At 35.9% G+C, this 23,688-nt stretch carries 25 protein-coding genes; 22 read left to right on the forward strand and 3 right to left on the reverse strand.

Annotated elements, in window-relative coordinates; genetic code table 11:
* Positions 1-491 precede the first annotated feature (491 nt).
* Entirely contained in the window at positions 492-1,112 is a 621-nt protein-coding gene (locus tag ACY2RS_RS10380) for a glutaredoxin family protein (protein ID WP_490098586.1), read from the reverse strand.
* A gap of 115 nt (positions 1,113-1,227) precedes the next feature.
* Here ACY2RS_RS10380 and ACY2RS_RS10385 point away from each other — a divergent pair, with 115 nt between their 5' ends.
* The 14 genes from ACY2RS_RS10385 to ACY2RS_RS10450 all read left to right on the forward strand — a co-directional run bounded on the left by ACY2RS_RS10385 (position 1,228) and on the right by ACY2RS_RS10450 (position 11,553).
* Positions 1,228-2,001, forward strand: a complete 774-nt coding sequence (locus ACY2RS_RS10385) for an exonuclease domain-containing protein (RefSeq protein WP_490098587.1) — start codon at positions 1,228-1,230, stop codon at positions 1,999-2,001.
* Between the two features lie 126 nt (positions 2,002-2,127).
* Positions 2,128-2,739, forward strand: a complete 612-nt coding sequence (locus ACY2RS_RS10390; RefSeq protein ID WP_490098588.1) for a fumarylacetoacetate hydrolase family protein — start codon at positions 2,128-2,130, stop codon at positions 2,737-2,739.
* Positions 2,740-2,748: 9 nt separating this feature from the next.
* Positions 2,749-3,090: an Hpt domain-containing protein gene (locus ACY2RS_RS10395; protein WP_490098589.1), complete on the forward strand. Its 342-nt coding sequence runs from the start codon at positions 2,749-2,751 to the stop codon at positions 3,088-3,090.
* Positions 3,091-4,338, forward strand: a complete 1,248-nt coding sequence (locus ACY2RS_RS10400; RefSeq protein WP_490098590.1) for a CinA family nicotinamide mononucleotide deamidase-related protein — start codon at positions 3,091-3,093, stop codon at positions 4,336-4,338.
* A 74-nt stretch (positions 4,339-4,412) separates the two neighbouring features.
* The gene (rpmB, locus tag ACY2RS_RS10405; protein WP_490098591.1) at positions 4,413-4,652 is read left to right on the forward strand and encodes a 50S ribosomal protein L28; all 240 of its coding nucleotides are present in this window, start codon (positions 4,413-4,415) and stop codon (positions 4,650-4,652) included.
* Between the two features lie 26 nt (positions 4,653-4,678).
* Complete coding sequence (rpmG, locus tag ACY2RS_RS10410) at positions 4,679-4,861, forward strand: 50S ribosomal protein L33 (protein WP_073219786.1); 183 nt, start codon at positions 4,679-4,681, stop codon at positions 4,859-4,861.
* A gap of 40 nt (positions 4,862-4,901) precedes the next feature.
* Positions 4,902-5,054 carry a DUF4295 domain-containing protein gene (locus tag ACY2RS_RS10415; protein WP_490098592.1) on the forward strand — a complete coding sequence of 51 codons (153 nt, stop codon included), beginning with the start codon at positions 4,902-4,904 and terminating at the stop codon, positions 5,052-5,054.
* A gap of 133 nt (positions 5,055-5,187) precedes the next feature.
* A complete protein-coding gene (gene ftsY / locus ACY2RS_RS10420) occupies positions 5,188-6,144 on the forward strand; it encodes a signal recognition particle-docking protein FtsY (RefSeq protein ID WP_490098593.1) in 957 nt (318 codons plus the stop codon).
* Positions 6,145-6,187: 43 nt separating this feature from the next.
* Positions 6,188-7,492 carry a 30S ribosomal protein S12 methylthiotransferase RimO gene (rimO, locus tag ACY2RS_RS10425; RefSeq protein WP_490098594.1) on the forward strand — a complete coding sequence of 435 codons (1,305 nt, stop codon included), beginning with the start codon at positions 6,188-6,190 and terminating at the stop codon, positions 7,490-7,492.
* Positions 7,493-7,544: 52 nt separating this feature from the next.
* Positions 7,545-8,810 carry a hypothetical protein gene (locus ACY2RS_RS10430; protein ID WP_490098595.1) on the forward strand — a complete coding sequence of 422 codons (1,266 nt, stop codon included), beginning with the start codon at positions 7,545-7,547 and terminating at the stop codon, positions 8,808-8,810.
* 61 nt (positions 8,811-8,871) lie between these two features.
* Positions 8,872-10,098 (forward strand): glycosyltransferase family 4 protein, encoded by a 1,227-nt coding sequence (locus ACY2RS_RS10435; protein ID WP_490098596.1) that lies wholly within the window; start codon positions 8,872-8,874, stop codon positions 10,096-10,098.
* 110 nt (positions 10,099-10,208) lie between these two features.
* Entirely contained in the window at positions 10,209-10,334 is a 126-nt protein-coding gene (locus ACY2RS_RS10440; RefSeq protein WP_490098597.1) for a hypothetical protein, read from the forward strand.
* A 134-nt stretch (positions 10,335-10,468) separates the two neighbouring features.
* Positions 10,469-10,951, forward strand: a complete 483-nt coding sequence (locus ACY2RS_RS10445; RefSeq protein ID WP_490098598.1) for an RNA polymerase sigma factor — start codon at positions 10,469-10,471, stop codon at positions 10,949-10,951.
* Positions 10,952-10,953: 2 nt separating this feature from the next.
* Complete coding sequence (locus tag ACY2RS_RS10450) at positions 10,954-11,553, forward strand: hypothetical protein (RefSeq protein ID WP_490098599.1); 600 nt, start codon at positions 10,954-10,956, stop codon at positions 11,551-11,553.
* Positions 11,554-11,627: 74 nt separating this feature from the next.
* Here the strand turns inward: ACY2RS_RS10450 and ACY2RS_RS10455 are convergent, their stop codons facing one another.
* Positions 11,628-12,851, reverse strand: a complete 1,224-nt coding sequence (locus ACY2RS_RS10455) for a T9SS type A sorting domain-containing protein (RefSeq protein WP_490098600.1) — start codon at positions 12,849-12,851, stop codon at positions 11,628-11,630.
* Between the two features lie 41 nt (positions 12,852-12,892).
* Positions 12,893-15,367: a M14 family metallopeptidase gene (locus ACY2RS_RS10460; RefSeq protein ID WP_490098601.1), complete on the reverse strand. Its 2,475-nt coding sequence runs from the start codon at positions 15,365-15,367 to the stop codon at positions 12,893-12,895.
* A gap of 215 nt (positions 15,368-15,582) precedes the next feature.
* Here ACY2RS_RS10460 and bshC point away from each other — a divergent pair, with 215 nt between their 5' ends.
* From bshC to ACY2RS_RS10500, 8 genes are all read left to right on the forward strand, one after another.
* Entirely contained in the window at positions 15,583-17,178 is a 1,596-nt protein-coding gene (gene bshC, locus ACY2RS_RS10465) for a bacillithiol biosynthesis cysteine-adding enzyme BshC (protein ID WP_490098602.1), read from the forward strand.
* Between the two features lie 259 nt (positions 17,179-17,437).
* Entirely contained in the window at positions 17,438-18,970 is a 1,533-nt protein-coding gene (guaA, locus tag ACY2RS_RS10470) for a glutamine-hydrolyzing GMP synthase (protein WP_490098603.1), read from the forward strand.
* Positions 18,971-19,171: 201 nt separating this feature from the next.
* Positions 19,172-21,112 (forward strand): amino acid ABC transporter substrate-binding protein, encoded by a 1,941-nt coding sequence (locus tag ACY2RS_RS10475; RefSeq protein WP_490098604.1) that lies wholly within the window; start codon positions 19,172-19,174, stop codon positions 21,110-21,112.
* Entirely contained in the window at positions 21,112-21,519 is a 408-nt protein-coding gene (locus ACY2RS_RS10480; RefSeq protein WP_490098605.1) for an OsmC family protein, read from the forward strand. Before ACY2RS_RS10475 ends, ACY2RS_RS10480 begins: the two co-directional genes overlap by 1 nt.
* A gap of 1 nt (position 21,520) precedes the next feature.
* A complete protein-coding gene (locus ACY2RS_RS10485) occupies positions 21,521-21,985 on the forward strand; it encodes a GNAT family N-acetyltransferase (protein WP_490098606.1) in 465 nt (154 codons plus the stop codon).
* 14 nt (positions 21,986-21,999) lie between these two features.
* Positions 22,000-22,536: a DUF922 domain-containing protein gene (locus ACY2RS_RS10490; RefSeq protein WP_490098607.1), complete on the forward strand. Its 537-nt coding sequence runs from the start codon at positions 22,000-22,002 to the stop codon at positions 22,534-22,536.
* The gene (locus ACY2RS_RS10495; protein ID WP_490098608.1) at positions 22,517-22,759 is read left to right on the forward strand and encodes a DUF3820 family protein; all 243 of its coding nucleotides are present in this window, start codon (positions 22,517-22,519) and stop codon (positions 22,757-22,759) included. The genes ACY2RS_RS10490 and ACY2RS_RS10495 overlap by 20 nt, the downstream gene beginning before the upstream one ends.
* Before the next feature lie 514 nt (positions 22,760-23,273).
* Positions 23,274-23,651 carry a hypothetical protein gene (locus ACY2RS_RS10500; RefSeq protein ID WP_490098609.1) on the forward strand — a complete coding sequence of 126 codons (378 nt, stop codon included), beginning with the start codon at positions 23,274-23,276 and terminating at the stop codon, positions 23,649-23,651.
* Positions 23,652-23,688: the final 37 nt, after the last annotated feature.

Genomic DNA, 23,688 nt, shown 5'->3' on the forward strand with positions numbered 1-23,688 from the left:
CCAACTGCCACTGAGTACTGTTTACTTGTGTTTACTTCTGAAATGTTAGTTGTTGGAAGAAGTTTAAGAGTTTATGTGTTTAAAAGTAGCTCCTTTTTTAATTTTTCATCATTTGTTTCTTTTGTCACCCTGAGCTTGTCGAAGGGTTCGTATTGTTATTGGTGATTTTGAAATAGTTTAAAAAAGCTGCTTCGGCAAGCTCAGCATGACAAGTTTATTTTCAAATGAAACAATTCTGCCAACTGCCACTGAGCACTGCATCCTTTTTTAGTCGTTGGTCATTAGTCTTTGGTCGTTGGAGGTATTAGTATTTTTGACTTTAAACTTTTGAATTTTACATTTTGACTTTTTTCCCGTCATCGGTCATCTGGAAATAGCTTCAAATCATCTCCCTACCAATTGCTACTGTTTATTTATTCTAACTTCGGAAATGTTATTTTTAAAGAAAGATATTTAAATTTCGACATTCGACATTCGACATTCGACATTCTTCATTTCAACTGTTCCACAACCTCGTCTAAAACATCATAGCCAAAAATAGCATCGGTTTTATTCCAGATCACAGGAAAGCGTATTTGTGTTTTTTCTGTAAAAGAACTTTCTATGAATGCCATAAATTGTTTGTAGAGTATAGGGTCTTCATCGAGATTAAAGCTTCTGTATTTAATGCGCCTAAAGGTAAGTTCTTCTTCGAGTCGTTTACACCTATCGCAGCCAAGCTTGGTGAAAAGAACAAGTTTGTCTTTGATCACTTTTTCAATATCGCTAGCTGCCTTACTGAATTCGATGTTTTTAATGTTGTCTAGTTTCTCGTTAATGATGAGTTCGTAGGTGTAAGAGGCATTAGGTTCGTTTAAGGCAATAAGTGTGGTGACAGGTTTTGTGCTATTGGCAGGCACATCCATTAAAATTGGTTTGTCAGCACTTCTTCTATATCCATTAGAATTTACAAGAACAAAAATGTTTAAGGGCTGGTCTGTTGTATTTTGGGCTTTTAAAACAATACGTTTCCCTTTTTTTTCCTCTTTAATAATGATGCGATCTTCTTGTGCCCATCCTAATGTGGACATACATACCAAGCAAAGTGATGCGAATGTAGTTGCTAATTTCATGATTGTAAAGATACTAATTGGTTTTAAAAATGATATGAAGTTGGTTTTTTAGCTTCTATTTGTATTGTAGTTATAGAAAGAATTTTCTAAGTACCTTTGTACCATAAATCATACCATGGAATTACAACTTACCAAACCCATTTGCTTTTTTGACTTAGAAACCACAGGGATTAATATTGCCAACGACAGAATTGTAGAGATCTCAATTTTAAAAGTATTTCCGAATGGAAATAAAGAGAGTCATACCTGGAGGGTGAATCCAACGGTTCCCATTCCTGCAGAAACCACTGCAGTGCATGGAATTACAGATGAGATGGTGGCAAATGAGCCTACGTTTAAGGAATTGTCTAAAAAGGTGTATGATCTAATAAAAGATAGTGATTTAGGTGGTTTTAATAGCAATCGTTTTGACATTCCTTTATTAGCTGAAGAATTACTAAGAGCAGAGGTTGATTTTGATATGAAAAAAAATCTGTCGGTAGATGTGCAGACCATTTTTCATAAAATGGAGAAAAGAACCTTAGAAGCTGCGTATAAATTTTATTGCAATAAAACACTCGTAGATGCTCATAGCGCTGCAGCAGATACAAATGCGACCTATGAAGTGTTAAAAGCGCAATTAAATCGCTACGAAGATTTAGAAAATAACATGGCTACATTGGCCGAGTTTAGCGCGCATAAAAAGTTTGCAGATTTTGCTGGGTATATAGGGTATGATGAAGAAGGGAACGAGATCTTTAGCTTCGGGAAGCACAAAGGAAAATTGGTAACTACAGTATTAGAAAAAGAACCAGGTTATTTTGGTTGGTTGCTCAATGCAGATTTTCCTTTGTATACAAAGAAGGTATTGACAAGAATAAAATTAAGTAGCCTGAACACAAAGTTTTAATATTTCAGAAAAAAAATATCTGGATACAAAGCTAGTTCATAACTAATTAGCTGCTTCCTGTGTTTTTCAAGAAATTTCTTACAATAAATAACTCGCTTTTGTGTTCTTAACATCGGATTATAGATTATGAAAATTATTTGTATTGGTAGAAACTACACTGATCATATAGCGGAGCTTGAAAATGAGCGTCCGAAAAATCCTGTGGTTTTTATGAAACCAGACACTTCGATTTTATTAAAGAAGCAGCCGTTTTTTATTCCTGATTTTAGCAATGATGTACATCATGAAGTAGAACTTTTGGTGAAAATCAATAAATTAGGAAAGCACATCAATAAAAAATTTGCACACAAGTACTATGATGAAATAGGTTTAGGGATCGATTTTACGGCAAGAGATTTACAACAAGAATTGAAACAAAAAGGACTCCCATGGGAGAAGGCAAAAGCCTTTGACGGTTCAGCTGTTATTGGAAAATTTGTTTCAAAGTCTAAATTTCAGGATATTGATAATATATCTTTTTTACTAAAAAACAACGAAAAAACTGTTCAAAATGGTAATTCTTCGCATATGTTGTGGAAAATTGATGCGTTAATCGAATATATTTCAAAATATTTTACTTTAAAGATAGGAGATGTTATATTTACGGGGACACCAAGTGGCGTAGCGAAAGTAGCTCCCAACGATGTTTTGACGGGATATATAGAAGGAGAAGAAAATTTCAAAATAAAAATTAAATAAATACAGTAAATGGATACACATTATTCTAAAGCAAGTTTGAGTGAAATTGCAGGAGGAGATGAAGACTTTATGTCTGTAGTAGCACAAACTTTTTTAGAGGAAATACCCCCAGACCTCGCAGCGCTTGAAGAAGCAATTCAAAATGATAATAAAGAATTAGCATATCAATTTGCGCACAAAATGAAACCAAACTTAGAAATGTTTGGTATTGAAGTGCAAAAAGATGTTACCAGTATTGAGTCTTGGACAAAGTCATCAAAAAATAATAGTACCATACAGGCAAACATAGAAACATTATCAAATGTTTTACATCATGTTTTTGAAGAATTGAAGAAAGACTTCCCAAGTTAAATGCTAGCAGAAATAATAACCATTGGTGATGAAATACTCATTGGTCAGATTGTAGATACCAATTCTGTATTTATTGCCAAGGCATTACAAAAAATTGGCGTTCAGGTGTATCAAATTACTTCGGTGCAAGATGAACGCCAACATATTCTTACTGCCCTAGAGGATGCTAAGAATCGCGTAGATCTAGTACTCGTTACAGGAGGCCTAGGTCCTACCAAAGATGACATTACCAAAAAAACATTTTTAGAATACTTTAATGATACCCTGGTGGAGAATCCAATGGTGTTGCAGAATATTAAGGATATCTTCAAAAAATACCTGGATAAGGATCCCTTGCCATCTAATCTTGAGCAAGCTATGGTCCCATCAAAAGCAATCGTTTTAGAAAATCCAATTGGTACCGCTCCTGGTATGTGGATGGAAAAAGACAACACCGTTTTTGTTTCTATGCCAGGTGTTCCTATGGAAATGAGACAGCTTATTACAAATATGGTAGTACCTAGGGTAGTAGCTCAGTTTAAGAGACCTTATATTTATCACAAAACCTTACTTACTTATGGTAGAGGTGAAAGTGAAATTCAAGATCAAATTCAAGAGTGGGAGGATGCCTTGCCAGAAGATATTAAATTAGCCTACTTGCCTTCTTTGGGGCGTGTTCGTTTGCGCCTCTCTTCAACTAGTACCAATGAAATTGCTTTGAAGAATGATGTTGATAGACAAATGAGTCATCTACATAGTCTGTTAAGTGATATTGCAGTTGGTTATGAAGATGAAACGAGTATTCAAGAGCAAATTAGTGCTAAGCTGCAATCTCAAAATGCTTTTTTAAGTGTGGTAGAGAGCTGTACGGGTGGCGCCATAGCACAAGAAATCACAGAAAAGCAAGGGGCGTCTTCCTATTATAAAGGGGGCATGATACCCTATGCAACAGATTTGAAAATTAGTGTTTTGGGGGTGGATGCGAATCTAATAAAAGAACATTCTGTAGTTAGTTTGGCAGTTTCAGAAGCAATGGCAATTCAAAGTACGAAAGTTTTTAAGAGTGAATATGCTATTGCAACAACAGGTGTAGCTGGACCTACCAAGGGTGATACAGATGCAGATGTTGGAACTGTATGTATCGCTATTGCTAGTCCGAAAGGTGTTTTCTCTAAAGAATTTAACTTCGGAAATTCTAGAGAACGTATTATCAGAAAAGCTACAAATAAAGCTTTTGAGATGCTTTTAAAAGAAATTTCAAAAAACTGAAATTCTTTTGTTGTGCAAACCAATAATATTATTTAAATTTGCACCCTGTTTAAAAATAACTAAATTATATACAAATGTCTAGAGTTTGTGAGCTTACCGGAAAGAGAGCAATGGTTGGAAACAACGTTTCTCACGCGATGAATAAAACGAAACGCAAGTTTAATGTAAACTTAAAGAAAAAGCGTTTTTACATTCCTGAAGAAGATCAGTGGATTACACTTAAGGTATCTACTTCAGCATTAAAAAATATTAACAAGAGAGGAATCTCTGCAGTTGTTAAAGAAGCTCGCGAAAAAGGTTTTTTAAACAAATAATTGCATAACGATTAACGTCAATTACAATGGCTAAAAAAGGAAACAGAGTACAGGTAATATTAGAATGTACAGAGCATAAAGAGACAGGAAAGCCTGGAACTTCTCGTTACATTACTACAAAGAACAAGAAGAACACACCAGATAGAATGGAGTTAAAGAAATTTAATCCAATCTTGAAGAAAATGACTGTTCACAAAGAAATTAAATAATTATTCTTTTTACAGGTTAAAAAGAACAAAACTATACGTTATGGCAAAGAAATCAGTTGCATCGTTACAAACAGGATCTAAGCGTTTAACCAAAGCTATCAAAATGGTTAAGTCTGAGAAGACGGGTGCTTATATTTTTACAGAAGCGATCATGGCTCCAGACCAAGTTAATGCTTGGATGAGCAAAAAGTAATACGTTACTTTTATACAATATCTAGAAGCCACTTTATAAAGTGGCTTTTTGTGTATCTACTATTTCCCTTGCATATCAATGAAAGTAGGGGTATTTTTGAGCATTCTAAGACCAATCAACGTTAGCTATATCTATGAGCTTTTTTAAAAAAATATTCAGTAAAGAAAAAAAAGAAACCTTAGACAAAGGATTAGAAAAGTCTAAGTCTTCTTTTTTCGACAAATTAAATAAGGCTGTTGCTGGAAAAAGCAAGGTTGATGATGATGTACTCGATAATCTTGAAGAGGTGTTAGTCTCTAGTGATGTAGGTGTAACCACAACATTAAAAGTAATCGATCGTATCGAAGCTAGAGTAGCAAAAGATAAGTATGTTGGTACCGATGAATTGAATGCCATCCTTCGTGAAGAAATTGCAGGTCTTTTAAGTGAAATTGATTCGGGTAACGAAACAGATTTTGTGGTACCTACACATGAAACGGGACCACATGTAATTATGGTGGTAGGTGTCAATGGAGTTGGTAAAACAACAACCATTGGTAAATTGGCCAATCAATTTAAAAATCAAGGACTCAATGTCGTTTTAGGTGCTGCAGATACCTTTAGAGCTGCTGCCATTGACCAACTTCAAGTTTGGGCAGATCGTACAGGTGTTCCTATTGTAAAGCAAGATATGGGAAGTGATCCTGCCAGTGTTGCTTTTGATACCCTACAAAGTGGTGTCAACCAAAATGCAGATGTTATTATCATTGATACTGCTGGACGTCTCCATAATAAAGTAAATCTCATGAATGAGCTTACTAAAATCAAACGTGTGATGCAAAAAGTGGTTTCAGATGCGCCACACGATGTATTACTCGTACTAGATGGTTCTACAGGACAAAACGCTTTTGAACAAGCAAAACAATTTACTGCCGCTACCGAAGTCACCTCATTAGCTGTTACCAAACTAGATGGTACCGCTAAAGGAGGTGTTGTCATAGGTATTAGTGATCAATTCCAAATCCCAGTAAAATATATTGGTGTAGGGGAAGGAATCGACGATTTACAAGTATTCAATAAATTTGAATTTGTAGATTCTTTCTTTAAATAATAATAGCTTACAGCTGTCTGCTTAAAGCTTAAAGCTTTTATATATGCGTACTAAAACACTTAAAAAGAATAAAATCAATGTAGTAACCCTTGGTTGCTCTAAAAATGTATACGATAGTGAAGTGCTCATGGGCCAATTAAAAGCCAACAACAAAGAGGTGGTTCATGAAGAAGAAGGGAATGTTGTAGTGATTAACACCTGTGGCTTTATTGCCAATGCAAAAGAAGAAAGTGTAAACACTATCCTTGAGTTTGTGCAAAAAAAGGAAGAAGGATTGGTGGATAAGGTTTTTGTGACAGGCTGTTTAAGTGAGCGCTACAAACCAGATCTTCAAAAAGAAATTCCAGATGTGGATCAATATTTTGGTACTACAGAATTACCGGGCTTGTTAAAAGCATTGGGCGCCGATTATAAGCATGAGTTAATAGGAGAACGTTTAACAACAACCCCCAAAAACTATGCGTATTTAAAAATTGCAGAAGGGTGCGATAGACCTTGCTCTTTTTGTGCCATTCCAATTATGCGAGGAAAACACAAGTCTACTCCAATAGAAGACCTAGTGGTGGAAGCTGAAAAATTAGCAGCGAATGGTGTAAAAGAATTGATTTTAATTGCACAGGATTTAACATACTACGGTTTGGATCTTTATAAAAAAAGAAACCTAGCAGAATTGCTTGAAAAGTTAGTAGCTGTTACTGGTATTGAATGGATTCGTTTGCATTATGCATTTCCAACAGGATTCCCAATGGATGTGTTAGCGTTGATGCATAAAGAGCCTAAAATTTGTAACTACATCGACATTCCATTACAGCATATTGCAGATCCTATCTTAAAGTCAATGCGCCGTGGTACTACCAAAGCAAAGACCACAAAATTATTACAAGACTTTAGAGCCGCTGTGCCTACTATGGCAATTCGCACCACCTTAATTGTTGGATATCCTGGTGAAACACAGGAGGATTTTGAAACCTTAAGAGATTGGGTAAAGGAAATGCGTTTTGAGCGTTTAGGCTGTTTTACCTACTCGCATGAAGAAAATACCCATGCTTACAATCTAGAAGATGATGTTCCTGAAGACGTGAAAATGGAACGTGCCAATGCTATTATGGAAATTCAATCTCAAATTTCTTGGGAATTGAATCAACAAAAAATCGGACAAGAATTCAATGTCATCATTGACCGAAAAGAAGGAAGCTACTATGTAGGTAGAACCGAATTTGATAGCCCAGATGTAGACAACGAAGTGTTAATTAATGCCGAAGAAGGCTACCTAAGAACAGGTGAGTTTTTTAACGTGAAAATTACTGCTGCCGAAGACTTTGATCTATATGCTGAGGTTGTAAAGTAATAGCCTTAAATAGGTGTTGCGATACTATCTATTTGTTTTGTATTTTCGGCATATGAAAAGTACACCCCTATTCCTACTCGCATTTTCTTTGTCCTTTCTTTCTTGTAAACAAAAAACAAAAGAGGCAATAGAGAGTAGTGATGTTAAAGCATCACTAGTTACTTCATTAGAAAACCCAACTGCTGTTGACAGTCAAACTCCTAGGCTTTTTAGTAATGGGAAAGAGCTCTTTATGTCTTGGGTTACCTTGAGAGATGATATCGATCATTTAAGGTATGCTAGTTATAAAAATGGAGCTTGGTCTGAGCCAGAAATGATCGCTTATGGTAATGATTGGTTCTCAAATTGGGCAGATTTTCCAGCTTTTGCAGAAAATGAAGGAAGTGTTATTACTAATTTTTTACAGAAATCTGCAAAAGACACCTATGCATATGATATTAAGTTAAACTATAAACATCGAGATGCCAAAACCTGGAAAACCAATTTTATTTTGCATCAAGATGGAACAAAAACTGAACACGGATTTGTTTCTGTAATTCCTTCTTTTGATGAGAATGAGTTTTTTATTACTTGGTTGGATGGTCGAAATACTGCTTCTGCTAATCATGCTACTCATGAAAATGGCGCTCATGGCGGATTGGGTGCAATGACTTTAAGAGGAGCCTACATTACACCTCAAGGGAACGTGATAAAAGATGTGGCATTAGATAATAGAATTTGTGATTGTTGTCAAACTAGTGCCGCTATGACAAGTAATGGTCCAGTGGTGGTGTATCGAGATAGGAGTGAAGATGAAGTTCGTGATATTTCTATTGTTCGTGAAGTAAATAATACCTGGACAACTCCTAAGTCTGTATATAATGATAATTGGAAAATTGCAGGCTGCCCAGTAAATGGACCTTCTATAGATGCTTTTGGGAGCAATGTTGCGGTAGCTTGGTTTACTGTTGCTAATGATGAAGGGAAAGTGCAAATAGCTTTTTCACAAGATGCTGGTGCTACTTTTGGTGATGCTATTCTAATTAATTCTCGAGAAACCTTAGGACGAGTAGATGTCGTAATGCTTAATGAAACCGAAGCTGTTATCTCTTGGATGGAACGTGAACAAGATGACGAATCCTATATTTTAATTGCAAAAGTATCAAGTGATGGAACTGTTGGTAAGCCCATTACTATTCAAAAAACGAGCGGGAGTAGAGCTACTGGATTTCCCCAAATTGAAATGTTAGATGGTAAAATTTTTGCTGCAATGACTTTATTAGGTGAAGACGATATTCCTGAGATTAAAACTGCTAGTGTAAATATTACAGAACTCTAAGTGTCGTTTTTTTAAATTCGAATACGTCTTTATACTATTGATAGACTAGAAAAAAATAAAATTGAAAAAACTACTTATCATTGGTCATACTTTTCCTGAGCCTACCACTACGGCAGCAGGTACACGAATGATGCAATTAATTAGCTTGTTTCAAAAAGATGGCTACAGCATAACGTTTGCTAGCACAGCAAGTACCTCAGATAAAAGTGTTGCGTTAGATGTTTTAGGAATTTCTTCGGAAATCTTAGTGCTCAACCATCCGTCTTTTGACGAATTTGTAGCACAGATCGATCCCGAAATAGTGCTATTTGATCGCTTTATTACTGAAGAACAATTTGGGTGGCGTGTTGCAGAGATATGCCCAAATGCGCTACGCATTTTAGATACAGAAGACCTACACTTTCTTAGAAAGGCAAGACACATCGCTTTTAAAAATACGGGCTCTGCTCAATATGCTAATCTTTATACCGATGACACAAAAAGAGAGTTGGCAAGTATATTGCGATGCGATCTTTCGTTGATTATCTCAGAAGTGGAGATGCAGCTATTAATAGAGAGTTTTAAAATTTCCGAAGAGATCCTCTACTATTTTCCCTTTATGGTTTCTGAAATTCCCAGCCTCGAAGCACTTCCTTCGTTTGATGCTAGAGTAGATTTTATTACCATAGGAAACTTTTTACATGCCCCTAATCTCGATAGTGTGTTGTTTTTAAAAAAGGATATCTGGCCTAGGATTAGAAAGCAACTTCCTGAGGTTACATTAAAGGTATATGGAAATTATGCACCCCAACAAATAAAAGAGCTTCACAACGAAGAAGAAGGCTTTTTAATTATGGGATGGGCACCAACTGTGCAAGAAGTCATGCAACAATCAAGAGTTTGCTTAGCTCCTTTGCGTTTTGGGGCTGGTTTAAAAGGAAAGCTTTTAGACGCAATGCTGTATGGTACTCCAGCGGTAACCACTTCTATCGGAGCCGAAGGAATGTATGGCGTATATCAAGAAGCGGTTAGTGTTGCAGATGATGCAATCGAATTTTCAGATGCATCTGTAAAGTTGTATAAAGACATAGATGCTTGGCAAAAGTCTAGTAAAGAAGGATTTGAAGTACTAAGGGAACGGTACAATAGTACTCAAATTTCCGAAGCTCTTATAAAACGTGTAGTGATTTTAAAAGATGTATTGCTGGAGCATAGACAACAGCATTTTATAGGTCAAATACTGCACCACCAAAGCCTACAAGCCACAAAGTACTTGAGCAAGTGGATTGAGCTGAAAAATAAAGTGTAAGTATCTTCGATAAAAAACACGTATTTGTACGTATTTTCTTGTTAAATAAATTTTTATATATTTGATACACCTATAAAAACTAAATCCCCAAACATGTAAAAATTACAATTATGAAAGAACACGGGGATGCAAATATCAATTCAAAAAAACCAATCAATAAAGATTACGACAGGGCAATAGAAGAATTATTGCAACGTCAAATAAAATCTATTGAGGTTTTATTTGAAGAATCTTAATTCCTTCCCAGTTATAGTACATCAGCTTTTTCTTTTAGTTGATTATAAGCTTATTAGATGTATTTTTTTAAAAAAGTCACTACAAAGTGTGATTTTTGTATCATGTTACATACTTATGTAGCATATTAGTTAGCATGCAAAATACACAACAATTCACATCTTTTATTTTAGAACATAAAGCGCTTATCTATAAGGTTTCTAGAATCTATGTAGATAATCATGAAGATCAAAAGGATTTGTATCAAGAGATTGTATATCAGTTGTGGAAGTCCTTTGGAAATTTTAAAGGCAATTCTAAAGTGTCTACTTGGATGTACCGTGTGGCCATGAATACTGCCATTGCTTTTTTAAACAAGAGTAAGAAACAACGCAGTGTATTTACTAGTATAAATTTTCCAGACCTTGAAGAAGAATGCACTTCTGAAATTGAAATGCTAACGCAACAATTGTATAGCGCCATTAAGCAATTAACAATTATAGAGCGTGGTGTTGTGTTGCTTTACTTGGAAGGGAAAAACTACAGAGAGATTTCTGAAATCACAGGCTTTACAGAGAGCAATGTTGGAACTAGAATGTCTCGTATCAAGCAAAAGTTAAAGAAAATAGTAACACCTTAAGTATGGAACTAGAAGATATGAAAACACAGTGGGAAGCAATGAGCCAAAGAGTGGCGGCTCTAGAATTAATTAATGAAAAAAAAGTGAAAGAAATTACACAATTAAAATATAAAAACAGTTTTAGTACCCTCACGAATTATGAAAGAGGTGGTGCAGTAATTTGTTATTTAATGGGCTTTTTTGTACTATATAATGTAACAAAACTAGACACTTGGTATTTGTTATTGTGTGGTATTTTAGTAATGGTATTTTTGTTTGTGCTTCCGTTTTATTCTTTAAAAGCCTTAAAGGATATTTCAAACCTATCTGTTTCAAAGTATAGTTTTATTGAAACTTTAGAACATTTTCAGCGATTGAAAAAGAGAACTATTAACTTCCAGAAAATAGGTGTTTTTGCAAGCTTTGTAATGATGTTTGTTGCAATTCCTGTTGCCGATAAACTATTAAACGGGAATGACTTTTTTCTAAATGAACTAAAACCTTCTTTTTGGGGAGCCATTATTTTTGGGTTTGTTTTTATGCTTGTTTTTTCTAAATGGGGAATAGGTTGGTATAAAAAGATTACTCAAAACGCAGAAACATTTTTGAATGATTTGGAGTAAGTGTTTTATAAATTTTACTGCAAAAAAAAAATAGCGACATTTTAGTGTCGCTATTTTTATGAATTGATTTTAATTTACTTCTTTACAAATTTTACAATTTTGGTTTGTGTATCAATTGTTACTTTGATAAAATAAATCCCGTTCATTAAATTTGAAATATCAATAGTTGCAGTGCCATTGTTAGATTTAAAAACGATAGCACCAGTAATGTTAGAGATTTGTAGGCTGTCAATACTTGCTTCTTTTGTATTGATGGTAATAAATTCATTAGATGGGTTTGGATAGATGTTAATATCAATGAGTTCATTTTCGGGTACCGAAAGTACATTGTCTCTTTTAAAACATATTCCGCCAGAACCTATCGCAAAACAACTTTCTTCATTGCAAATTACATCAAATAAAAATTCATTTGTAAATCCTCCAGAGGTCCAAGAAGTTCCACCATCTGGGGTTTCATATATTTTAGCTAGGTTATCTTCATTAAATAAAGTTGCTCCTACTACAATATAATTGTTTTCATTATTTGTGAAAATACTTTGAGGGTTCCAATTAGAGGGCCTGTCGTCTGGTAAAATTTCAAACCAAGAAGCATTTCCATTGTTAGTTTTTATTACACCATAATCATGTGCTAAAAGACCTATGTTTTCAGTAGGGTATACAACTCCAGTATATCCAGAATCTAACGTTGCACCTTCTGCATTGTTTATTTCAATTCTAGTCCAACTGTCTCCACCGTCTTCTGTTTTATAGAAATGTCTACTAAGTGGAGAATATCCTACAAAATATCCAAGGGTGCTGGTTATAAAATAAATTTCATCAACATTAAAAGCAATATCATTGTCTATAAAGTCTAATGACCAAGTTTCACCGCCATCAGTAGATCTATAAATTTCACCGGTTAAAAAAGGGGTCGCAGCTATTATAACTTCTTCTGAGTAAGCATGCATAAAAGAGAAAAGCTCGGTAGCTTCTTGAGTGGTCCAAGTTTCCCCTCCGTCAATAGTTTTTAGTCCATTAATATAACCAACGTTTTCATTTGCAAATGTGATGGCTCTAAGATCTTGGGTAGCTGTTGTTGAGATGCTATTCCAAGTTTCACCCGTATTTATAGTTCTTAAAAGGGTTCCAGTATTTCCAACAATAAACCCAGTATCATTATTAGTAAAATAGATTTGGTTAAGCTGTTGGTCGGTGCCAAGATTTACTTGTTGCCAATCAAGAAGTGCTGTATTTGAGGGTTGTGAGTAACCAACAAAATAAAAAATGAATAAAATAAAGTATAAGGGATTGTTTTTCAAAATAATAGTTTTAAGTAGTCATACTTAGGTTTGTTATATAATTATAATGTAAACTTATTATTGTTTACAAAGAATATAGCATTGGCAAAGAATAGTTTTCCGTTTTCCCAGAAAGATCTAAACAATACATCGTCTACTAAATAGACTACACTTCCTGCTCCCATTCTAGTTTCGCCAAAAACCATAGAATTTTTAAGCTTAGCTTTGGCGGCATTTCCAGAGAAGCCAGAAACACTCTGAGCATCTCCTTTTATATATCCTACATTATACCCATTTTCCATAAATTGGTACGAAGTACTCCCTTGCTTTAATGTATAGTAGCTGTCTCCATAACCAAAGGCCAAAGGATGTGAAGGATCTAGTGTAAGTTTATAAATACTTCCCGTAATAAAATTGGTCACACTTTCTCGCTCTCTTTGATCGTATGCAGTAAGATTTCCTTTTTCTTCTTTGTCTTTCTTTTCTTCGGCTTTGTTATTTTTTAGATCAAAACCGTTTTTGTCTATGAAACTCCTGCCTGCACCTCCAATAGCAATCACTTTCCCTCCACTACGAATCCATTTTTTTAAATCCTTGATGTTGTCATCATTCATCATTTCTGAATACCATCCTTCTGGTAGTACCAAGACATTGTATTTAGATAATTTGGCCATAGACATACTTCTGGTGTCAATGTGTGTGACAGGATATTGTAACTGTGTTTCAAAGAAATGCCAAGTAGCACCATAGCTTAATGAAGAAACGCCATCACCCTTAAGCATTGCAATTTTTGGTGCATTAATCATTTTAACATCTGGCGAACCCATATCGGTTCTCGTGTCTCCAAAAGTGGTACTAGAGGCATACAAAGTACGTTGGTGCTTTTGCGAAATTTCATTTAAGGTCTTATGGAAGTCTGGGTTCGATTTGTTATCACTTTTTGTGATAATTAAACTCCCCCGTTCAAAATTGTTCCCTCCAAAACGTACCTTCTTTTCTGTAAAACGAACGTTGATGTTGTTTTGTAATAAATCTGATAAGAATGCGGCATCTTTAACGGTATTCCATGTAGCTATATAGCCCGCTGCTGTATTATTTGTGTTTTGTTTGAAGCTATTTTTCTTTGTTCCGGAAGCAGCAACCAAACTTTCGGATGCGATCGTTTCTAGTCCGTAAGCATACGGAACACTCCATGCGGTGATATCATAGGTAAGTGGTTCGTCTAGTTTGGCATTGGGCTCAAACAAGGCTTTGATCATTTTTCCTTTGGGTTGATTAGTACTTACCACTAAAGCGCCACTTGCATTCATAGATCCTTTGCTTGCAGTGTTGTAATTATATCCAGATACAGAACCACTAGTTGCAAATCCGTATTTAATTTCGTGTTTGTCTAATAGCTGAGTCAAAGCATCTATTTTATCAGGATGTCCTTGCATGACATAGCTTTTGTATTTCAAGTTATTGGTAAAGAATTTTTTGAATTCTGTGTTTATCTGTGCTGCATTGTTAGCGCCCATCTCTACGGTAGAAAGTCCGGTAGTGGTATGATGCGCAACACGATCTTTTAGGGTGAGTTCGTAGCCTTCGTCTGTATGGATCCCTAACCCTGCACGACCATGACCTGCTTGCTCGTAGGTCATACCAATAGCTCCCATAAAAGTAGGGTAGGTGTCTCCATAACTTGGGTATAATAAATCGAAGCGTTCGCGTGTGAAAAATAACCAGCCTTCTTGATCAAAATACTTGGCGTGGTTTTTTCCAATCTGTGTCTGGAAATCACGCTGAAAATCGCTGATAATTTCATGAAAAGGTTCTGCAGCTGGTGCAAAATAATACGGTTCGTTAATCCCTTGCTCGTGGAAATCTACATGAATATGTGGCATCCACTGATTGTAAACTTTCAGACGTTCTTGTGTTTCTACTTGCGTTGCCCAAGCCCAGTCTCTGTTGAGATCAAATAAATAATGGTTGGGTCTTCCTCCCGGCCATGGCTCATCATGCTCGGCTGCATCTTGTATAGGGTTATACGGAGTAGATTTTACTTGGTTGTACCAGTTAGCATAGCGGTCACGTCCGTCTGGATTTACACAAGGATCTATAATGACTACCGTGTTTTCTAACCATGCTTGCTTTTTTGTGATTAATTCGTAGACGGTGGTCATTGCTGCTTCGGTACTTGAAGCTTCATTACCGTGTACATTATAACTCAACCAAACAATTGCTTTTTGCGGATTGGCATTTCCAACTAAAATTCCAGTATTTTTTAAATTGTCCTGACGTATTTGCTCAGCATTTGCAATATTAGCAGCACTAGATACGACAGCATAAGTGAGCTTTCTGCGCTCGTTTGTTTTTCCATACATATCATAAGTTACCATGTTGCTATTGGCTGCTACATGCTCAAAATAGTCCACTACATCTGCGTGACGTGTAAATTGAGTTCCTATTTCGTAACCAAGAAATTCGCTTGGAGATTGTAATTGCGCATGCATTGAAATGCTAATAAAAAGCACAAGTAAACTGATCAATTTTTTCATAGAGGTTCTTTTTTTACACTATCTTAATTATTTTAGTGTACGCTTCGGAAATTTTAGGTGCTAATATACCTTGAATTTTCATAAAACAGTAGCTCTACATGAAAGTTTAGTGCCTGTAAATCGTCTATAGCTGTGTTAATTTTTTCTAAAATATCCTGTCTTAAAATGTTTTTACCAATTAAAGGGTATTTTTGAAATCATAAGACAATCTACCTATGCCAACAACCAATATTTCGTATCAAGCTACAGGCTATTTTTCTAAGATGATGTGTAATTATCTAGAGCAGCACCCTTCACTAGCTCCTTTTTACGGGAGGTTTCCATCGCTAGAGAATCTCAAGACGCAATTAGATGAAAAGCAACAACAGTTTAGCCTAGTTTCGAGAGCGACCCTAGTAGCGCAGTTACAAAAACAATATCTAGGAGTTCATATTTCCGAAGCTACACAAAACAACATCACGGCATTAGCGCAAGAGCATACATTTACAATCACAACGGGACACCAGCTTAATTTGTTTTCGGGGCCTTTGTATTATGTATATAAAATACTTTCGGTCATTAATCTTTCCGAAGAAATGAAAGCTGCTTATCCAAAAAATACCATCGTACCTGTATTTTGGATGGCAACAGAAGATCACGATTTTGAAGAAATTAATTATTTTAATTTCAAAGGAAATAAAATAGAGTGGGATGGACCAGAAGGAGGTCCTGTGGGTAGAATTGACACTTCCTCTTTAGAAGCACTCGTTCCTATTTTAGAAAAAGCACTTGGAACAACTACTAATGCGAACTATTTATTAGAACTCTTCAAAAAGGCCTATGCCGAGCATGAAACGCTAACCGCTGCCACCCGCTATATTACAAACGAACTCTTTGGAGCTTATGGAATTGTTGTTGTGGATGGTGATGATGCTGCTTTAAAAAAGCAATTTGTACCCTATGCATCAAAAGAATTGTTTGATCAAAAAGGCTTTCAAGAAATAACGCAAACAACGCAACAATTAGTTGCTGCAGGATATGCAGAACAAGTACATCCTAGAGAGATCAATCTATTCTATATCAAAGATGGCTTGCGGGAACGTATTATAGAAAGTGAAGCGCAATTTTTTGTCAATAACACCGAATTGGTTTTTTCTGCAGCAACGATCAAAGAAGAATTGGCTGCACATCCAGAGCGTTTTTCTCCCAATGCGTTATTACGCCCTTTGTATCAAGAAGTTATTTTGCCAAACCTATGTTATATAGGTGGAGGAGGTGAAATGGCCTATTGGTTTCAGCTAAAAGATTATTTTAAATCTGTTGCCGTTCCTTTTCCCATACTCTTGATGCGAAATAGCGCTTTGTTGATGCCTCAAAAAATAGCAAATACATTAGAACGACTTGAGGTATCTATAGAAGCTATATTTCAAAAAGAGGTAGCACTTGCTGCATGGTTTACGCATAAAGTTTCTGAAATCAAGATCGATTTTTCTACCCAAAAAAGTCATTTGCAAGAACAGTTTAAGGAGATGTATGACTTGGCTAAGCTAACTGATGCTTCTTTTGTTGGTGCTGTTGCTGCCCAAGAAAAAAAGCAACTTAATGGCTTAGATCATTTGGAGAAGCGTTTACTGAAAGCACAAAAGAAAAGGCATAAGGAGCAATTAGATAGATTACTGCAACTGCGTAATGATGTGTTTCCAAAAGGAAATTTACAAGAGCGAATCACCAACTTTTCTGAATACTATCTAGAATATGGTCCAGCATTGATCCCTAAAATTAAACAAAGTCTAAGTCCCTTAGCTGGTGAATTTACAGTGGTTGTTTTGTAGCTCCAAATTCTAGAAACCCTTTAGGGCGGGATACTTCTTACTATAGCTTTTCACTAAATATTAAAAAGCAATTTTTAAGAGAAATGAAAAAAAAATTTATCGATTTTTCCACAAACCCTAAAGGGATAATCGATAAAAAATACATTCTTTGAGATGTGTTTTTTACTTGGGAGATAGTTTGTTCACATCTTTGTTAAAATTTGCTTGAAATTAATGATGCTCGAGCTAGCAAAATTACTTTTTTGAAGTATTTTTGCTTATGCAAAACAACGTCCTTATTCTTGATTTTGGATCGCAATACACACAGCTTATCGCTAGGCGTGTTCGAGAGTTAAACATCTACTGCGAGATCCATCCTTATAACAAAATACCACAAGACTTAGCTAGCTTTAAAGCTGTTATTTTATCGGGAAGTCCCTCTTCTGTGCGTGCAGAAGATGCACCAAAACCAGACTTATCAAACATTAAGGGTACATTGCCTTTATTAGGAGTTTGCTACGGAGCGCAATATATGGCGCACTTTTTTGGTGGTAAAGTATCTCCTTCAAACATACGAGAATATGGAAGAGCGAATCTTACGACTATTCATGACAACACAGGCTTGTTTGCAGGTATCTCTGAAGATACTCAAGTATGGATGAGCCATAGTGATACCATTAGTGAATTGCCTGAAAATGCTGTACGTTTGGCAAGTACCAATGATGTAGCAAATGCAGCCTATAGAATTGAAGGGGAAGAAACCTATGCCATCCAGTTTCACCCAGAAGTATACCATACCACAGATGGAAAGCAGTTGCTAGAAAACTTTTTAGTGCATATTGCTAAGGTAGCCCAAACTTGGACTCCAGCGGCTTTTGTAGACACTACCGTAGCCGAATTGCAAGAAAAAATTGGAGATGCAAAAGTAGTGCTCGGTTTAAGTGGCGGCGTGGACAGCACAGTAGCTGCTGTCCTATTGCACAAAGCCATTGGCAAAAATTTATATTGTGTTTTTGTAAATAACGGACTCCTTCGTAAAAATGAGTTCGATAGTGTTTTAGAGCAATACAAAGGCATGGGCTTAAACGTAAAAGGAGTAGATGCTTCAGAGCGTTTTTTAACGGCTTTGAAAGGTTTAAGTGATCCAGAGAAAAAACGGAAGGCAATCGGAAATGCTTTTATTGAAGTGTTTGATGATGAGGCAACTTCGATTACAGATGTTACCTTTTTAGCGCAAGGAACTATTTACCCAGATGTCATAGAAAGTGTTTCTGCCACAGGCGGACCTTCGGCAACGATTAAGTCGCATCACAATGTAGGAGGATTACCAGACTTTATGAAACTCAAAATTGTGGAGCCTTTGCGTGCTTTATTTAAAGATGAGGTAAGACGTGTAGGTGCAGAGATGGGGATAGACAAACAATTGTTAGGGCGTCACCCATTTCCAGGACCTGGATTGGCGATTCGGATTTTGGGTGATATTACCGCCGAAAAAGTCCGTATCCTTCAAGAGGTAGATGCTATTTTTATTGATGGATTACACGCTTGGGATTTGTACGACAAGGTATGGCAGGCTGGTGCTATGTTACTTCCTGTAAATAGTGTGGGTGTGATGGGAGATGAGCGTACCTACGAAAAAGTAGTAGCGCTGCGTGCTGTAGAGAGTACCGATGGTATGACGGCAGATTGGGTAGATTTACCTTATAAGTTTTTACAAGAAACGAGTAATAATATCATAAATCGTGTAAAAGGTGTTAACAGAGTGGTGTATGATATTAGTAGTAAGCCACCGGCAACTATTGAGTGGGAGTAGCCTTTTAATACAAGACAATGTAATTTTGTTTTCTTCGGAAATTTTAGAGCATTGGCATTGGTTTTGTTAAAGAACACTTTGTAAAACGTTTTTTCGTTACTCTAGTATTCATTACATTGAATACCTAACGACGTGTATCGTTTTAAAATTTCAGAATATATTCCCTTAATTTTAGGGGTACAAAAACATAAAAAAACAAACATGAAGTACTTAATGTCCCTATGTATGGTATGTATCTTTTTTGTTAGCTGCTTGGCAACAGCTCAAAAAGACTACAGAACGCATACCGTACAAAAAAGAGAAACCTTAGCTCAAATAGCACAAACCTACGGTGTTACTGAAGCAGCTATTAGAGAATTGAATCCCACCATTAGAAGAAGGGTAAAAGCCAAAACAGTTTTGGTGATTCCTAATACCAAGGTAATTGTTTCAAATCCGGGGAAACCATCTTCTTTTTTAAAGCATAAGGTAAAGCGTAAAGAAACCTTATTTGGGATTTCTCAATTGTACAGCGTTTCTATTGATGATATTAAGCGCTATAATAAAGAATTATATTCACGGCAATTAAAAAAGGGTGATAAATTACAAATCCCTGTATTTTCTGAAAAAAATACAACAGCAACAGAAACACCGAAAGATACTACCATACCGGTTTCTGTAGATCCAACTCCAGTGAGTGTAGATTTGTCAAACCTTACCAGTCATACAGTACAACCTAAAGAAACTCGCTACGGAATTGCTAGAATGTATGGTATTACCATCGCGCAACTAGAACAAATTAATCCACAGTTAGGAGAAGGGCTTTCTGAAGGTGCTATTATTAATGTTCCTGCAGAGACTGTTATGAAAACAGCGGTGCCCGAAGAAGGATTTATGTTTTATGCTGTACAACCTAAAGAAGGATTCTACAGATTAAAAGTAAAAACAGGACTCACCGAAGAAGAAATCGTAGCCTTAAATCCATATGCTAAAGATGGTTTAAAAGAGGGGATGATTTTAAAAATTCCAACGAGTGCCTCAGGAGCTTTGGTTGGAGAAGCAATTAAAAGAGATTTAGAAAATGCAATTATCAATACATCTCCAAAACGAATAGCGGTCTTATTGCCATTTCGTTTAAACAAAGCAACATCAGATTCTCTAAAAGCTAAGCGAAATGAGATAAAGAAAAATAGATTGATGTCGCTGTCTTTAGATTTTTATAGTGGTGTATTGATGGCGACAGAGTTTGCAAAAGACAAAGGGATTTCTACTCAGTTAGATGTGTATGATACCGAGTACAGCAGCGCCAAAGTAAGTAGTATTATTAGTGGTAATAATTTTGATGATTTTGATGCGGTTATTGGCCCCTTAGGACAAAAAAATGTTGAGAAAGCTGCGGGTATGTTGAAGAATAACAAAGTACCTGTTTTTTCACCATTGAGTAACAAAGAGATTAAAATTTCTAGAAACGTTTTCCAGACCTTACCAGGCGATGAGATGCTAGAAAAAGGGATGATAGATTTTATTAAATCTCGAATAGAAGGTAAAAACCTAATCCTTATTGCTGACAAGAATAGAACGGCGCAGCGTTCAAAAATTATGGCGGCGATTCCTGGCGCAAAAACGGCTTCTCCTCGTGAAGAAGGCTTTTTGTATGTGAAAGATATTGAAGACCAAATTGATAAAACAAAAGAAAATTGGGTGATTCTTGAGTCTGAAGACCCGGTTATTGTAAGTAATGTTGTTGGAGTTTTAAATGGACTCCCAGCAGAGTATAAGTTGCGTTTGTTTAGTTTAGATAAGAATGATGCCTATGATTATCATGATGTTTCTAATATGCATTTAGCGAAGTTGAATTTCACATTTCCATCTGTAAATAAAAGCTATAACTATAAAGACAAGAAAGCATTTTTAGTGAGCTACAAAAACAAATATGGTGTGTTGCCAAATCGTTTTGCAGTGCGTGGTTTCGATTTAACCTATGACGTATTGTTGCGTTTGGCAAGTGCCGAAGATATTTACGAAGCTTCTGAAGAAGACTTCGAGACCCAATACATAGAAAATAAGTTTCGTTATTCTAAGAAGTTTTTATCTGGATATCAAAACAACGCCTTCTATATAATAAAATACAAAGACGATCTTCAATTTGAAGTAATAGAATAATGAGTACAGCCAAAGTAACTTACCAAGGAAATTTAAGAACTTCTTGCGAACATCTAAAATCGGGAAATACCTACATCACAGATGCGCCTACAGATAATAACGGAAAAGGGGAGGCGTTTTCTCCCACCGATACCATTGCTACTGGTTTGGCAAGTTGTATGCTAACCGTTATGGGAATCAAAGCAAACACCTTAGAAGGGGTTTTAATTGATGGTGCTACTGCTTTGGTAACAAAAACAATGGCGAGCAACCCAAGACGAATTTCTAAAATTGAAGTGGTCTTAACATTCCCTGCAGGAGTTGATGCTAAATCTCAAAAAATTCTTGAAAACACTGCAAACACATGTCCAGTACATTATAGTTTACACCCAGACATAGAAAAGTTAATAACATATCATTGGGGCTAACATGGGAACACTGCTTAGAACAGATGCAAACAACAAAGACTTTGTTGCTTTAGTGAAAGCTTTAGATAACTATCTAGCTGTTACCGATGGTGAAGATCATGCTTTTTATGATCAATTCAATAAATTAGATGCGATTAAACATGTGGTGCTTGTGTATCAAGATGATCGTGCTGTTGCCTGTGGCGCTATTAAAGAATTAGATGCTAATAGCATGGAAGTTAAACGAATGTATACCATTCCTGAAGCTAGAGGTAAGGGCTATGCAAAACAAATTTTAAAAGAACTAGAAAGTTGGGCTTTCTCTTTGGGCTATGCTTCCTGTAAACTTGAAACAGGCGTGCGCCAACCCGATGCTATAGGGCTATATATTGCTCTTGGATATCAACAAATTGATAATTATGGGCAGTATGAGAATGTTGCAGATAGTGTTTGTTTTGAAAAAGTACTCAATAAATCAAATTTGTAATCGTTAGGTATCTAATGAAACTCATTATTTACATTACGATGTTTTTGTTGTCGTTTACTCCGGTAAATGATAAAGAGAAAGTTGCTTGGAAAGAAGGAAAAAAACTTTCTTGGGCGATGTTTAAAGGAAATCCAGAAAATGTGTCTGGGTTTGTAGCGAGTACAAATTCGGGAATTTCTTTGTCCTTTTCAGTCGCTACCCGTGATGGTGTGGTGAGTGTAGATTATACGGTGAAAAGTTATTTTTATCCAAATGCTTCTTGGTATAAACGCGGAAATGTGAATGCCTATGTATTGGCGCATGAACAAACCCATTTTGATATTTCGGAACTGTTTGCGCGAAAGCTGAAACAAAAGTTTTCTGAAATTCCGCGAGATAACAATTTCAAGGCTAAAGCCGAAAAAGTATACAAACAAAATGAGCAAGAACGCGTTGCGATGCAGCATCTATATGATGAGGAATCTGATCATTCTAGAAATGAGGTAGAAGAAAAGGCATGGCGTATTTTTGTAGCAAACGAACTAAAAGCCTATGATGCCTGGAAAGAATAAAAAACCACTTTCTCCTCCAGATCATTTAGTTCGACTGGCAAATTATAAAATGCCGTTTGGCAAATACAAAGACCAGTACTTGGTTAATATCCCAGAGCCCTACTACGTCTGGTTCAAGCAAAAAGGCTTCCCAAAAGGAACACTAGGAAACTTACTCCAAGAAATGTATGAGATCAAACTCAATGGATTAGAAGATTTGATTCGCCCATTGATTAGAAAATAGTTTATATGTTTATGAGTTGAGGAGTTTATAAGTTGGTAATAATTCATTTCTTTAGAACCAAGAACCAAGAGCTATGCGTTTATAAGTTTTGGGTATGCGTTAAAAATCTTTCCATGTTCCATACTTCATATTCTGTTCTTTCCAATAAACAATAGTCAAAAGTTTATGAATTGAGGTGTTTAGGAGTTTATAAGTTTTGGGGATGAGTTAAAAATTTGTCCAAGTTTCAGTTTGTTAATGTTTCTAATGTGAATTTTTTATTTCGTTAATTTTCATTTCCCCAGCCCTAAAGGGTGTGAAAATTAACTCATGATAGAAAAACCTCCCTTTAGTCCCGACACTTCGGGAGGGAAAATTGTTTTTCTATGAATTATTTAATTTAGACAATCATCATCACATCTTCAAATTGCTACATCTTCAAATTACGAAATCATCAAATCTCCAAATTTTTAAAAAAAACCACGCAACCCTTCAAATAATTGAACATCTTAGATACGTATACAGCAAACAAACTATGTATTTGATAGCAAAATCTGTTTCTAAATGGTACCCAGAAATCTTCTTGATTATTTCTGTGGTTGTTTATTGGGCCTTGTCTTCTACGTTGGTGAATCCTATTGCAATTGTATTGCTTGCTTCATTAGTGGCTCAATTGCGATTTAAAAACAAGATTTTTGGTATCGGTCTTTCTGTAGTTTTCATGTTACTGTGTCTATACATGATGTTAGCAATTTTTTCAGACCTCGTAAACCTAGAAACACTTTATCCTAGAGGATGGCTAATGATTGCTTTTGGAGTTTCTTACTTTGGGACTACTGCCTATTTTGCTCTTGCACTCCTAAAGAAAAACAATGTCACCCTAAGTGACCAGGTTCCCATTGGGAACGACTAATATTTCTTGCTTTTTACAACTAACGGCACTTCGAAAA

The organism is Patiriisocius sp. 208BN25-11, from assembly GCF_058147145.1.

Bases quoted from the DNA above. Each gene is read 5' to 3' on its own strand.
- ACY2RS_RS10500 (WP_490098609.1), top strand. From the start codon at position 23,274: ATGTATTTGATAGCAAAATCTGTTTCTAAATGGTACCCAGAAATCTTC.
- rpmG (WP_073219786.1), top strand. From the start codon at position 4,679: ATGGCTAAAAAAGGAAACAGAGTACAGGTAATATTAGAATGTACAGAG.
- ACY2RS_RS10395 (WP_490098589.1), top strand. From the start codon at position 2,749: ATGGATACACATTATTCTAAAGCAAGTTTGAGTGAAATTGCAGGAGGA.
- rimO (WP_490098594.1), top strand. From the start codon at position 6,188: ATGCGTACTAAAACACTTAAAAAGAATAAAATCAATGTAGTAACCCTT.
- ACY2RS_RS10460 (WP_490098601.1), bottom strand. From the start codon at position 15,367: ATGAAAAAATTGATCAGTTTACTTGTGCTTTTTATTAGCATTTCAATG.
- ACY2RS_RS10440 (WP_490098597.1), top strand. From the start codon at position 10,209: ATGAAAGAACACGGGGATGCAAATATCAATTCAAAAAAACCAATCAAT.
- ACY2RS_RS10430 (WP_490098595.1), top strand. From the start codon at position 7,545: ATGAAAAGTACACCCCTATTCCTACTCGCATTTTCTTTGTCCTTTCTT.
- rpmB (WP_490098591.1), top strand. From the start codon at position 4,413: ATGTCTAGAGTTTGTGAGCTTACCGGAAAGAGAGCAATGGTTGGAAAC.
- ftsY (WP_490098593.1), top strand. From the start codon at position 5,188: ATGAGCTTTTTTAAAAAAATATTCAGTAAAGAAAAAAAAGAAACCTTA.
- guaA (WP_490098603.1), top strand. From the start codon at position 17,438: ATGCAAAACAACGTCCTTATTCTTGATTTTGGATCGCAATACACACAG.
- ACY2RS_RS10485 (WP_490098606.1), top strand. From the start codon at position 21,521: ATGGGAACACTGCTTAGAACAGATGCAAACAACAAAGACTTTGTTGCT.
- ACY2RS_RS10480 (WP_490098605.1), top strand. From the start codon at position 21,112: ATGAGTACAGCCAAAGTAACTTACCAAGGAAATTTAAGAACTTCTTGC.
- ACY2RS_RS10490 (WP_490098607.1), top strand. From the start codon at position 22,000: ATGAAACTCATTATTTACATTACGATGTTTTTGTTGTCGTTTACTCCG.
- ACY2RS_RS10475 (WP_490098604.1), top strand. From the start codon at position 19,172: ATGAAGTACTTAATGTCCCTATGTATGGTATGTATCTTTTTTGTTAGC.
- ACY2RS_RS10400 (WP_490098590.1), top strand. From the start codon at position 3,091: ATGCTAGCAGAAATAATAACCATTGGTGATGAAATACTCATTGGTCAG.
- ACY2RS_RS10385 (WP_490098587.1), top strand. From the start codon at position 1,228: ATGGAATTACAACTTACCAAACCCATTTGCTTTTTTGACTTAGAAACC.
- ACY2RS_RS10380 (WP_490098586.1), bottom strand. From the start codon at position 1,112: ATGAAATTAGCAACTACATTCGCATCACTTTGCTTGGTATGTATGTCC.
- ACY2RS_RS10415 (WP_490098592.1), top strand. From the start codon at position 4,902: ATGGCAAAGAAATCAGTTGCATCGTTACAAACAGGATCTAAGCGTTTA.
- ACY2RS_RS10390 (WP_490098588.1), top strand. From the start codon at position 2,128: ATGAAAATTATTTGTATTGGTAGAAACTACACTGATCATATAGCGGAG.
- ACY2RS_RS10450 (WP_490098599.1), top strand. From the start codon at position 10,954: ATGGAACTAGAAGATATGAAAACACAGTGGGAAGCAATGAGCCAAAGA.
- ACY2RS_RS10495 (WP_490098608.1), top strand. From the start codon at position 22,517: ATGATGCCTGGAAAGAATAAAAAACCACTTTCTCCTCCAGATCATTTA.
- bshC (WP_490098602.1), top strand. From the start codon at position 15,583: ATGCCAACAACCAATATTTCGTATCAAGCTACAGGCTATTTTTCTAAG.
- ACY2RS_RS10445 (WP_490098598.1), top strand. From the start codon at position 10,469: ATGCAAAATACACAACAATTCACATCTTTTATTTTAGAACATAAAGCG.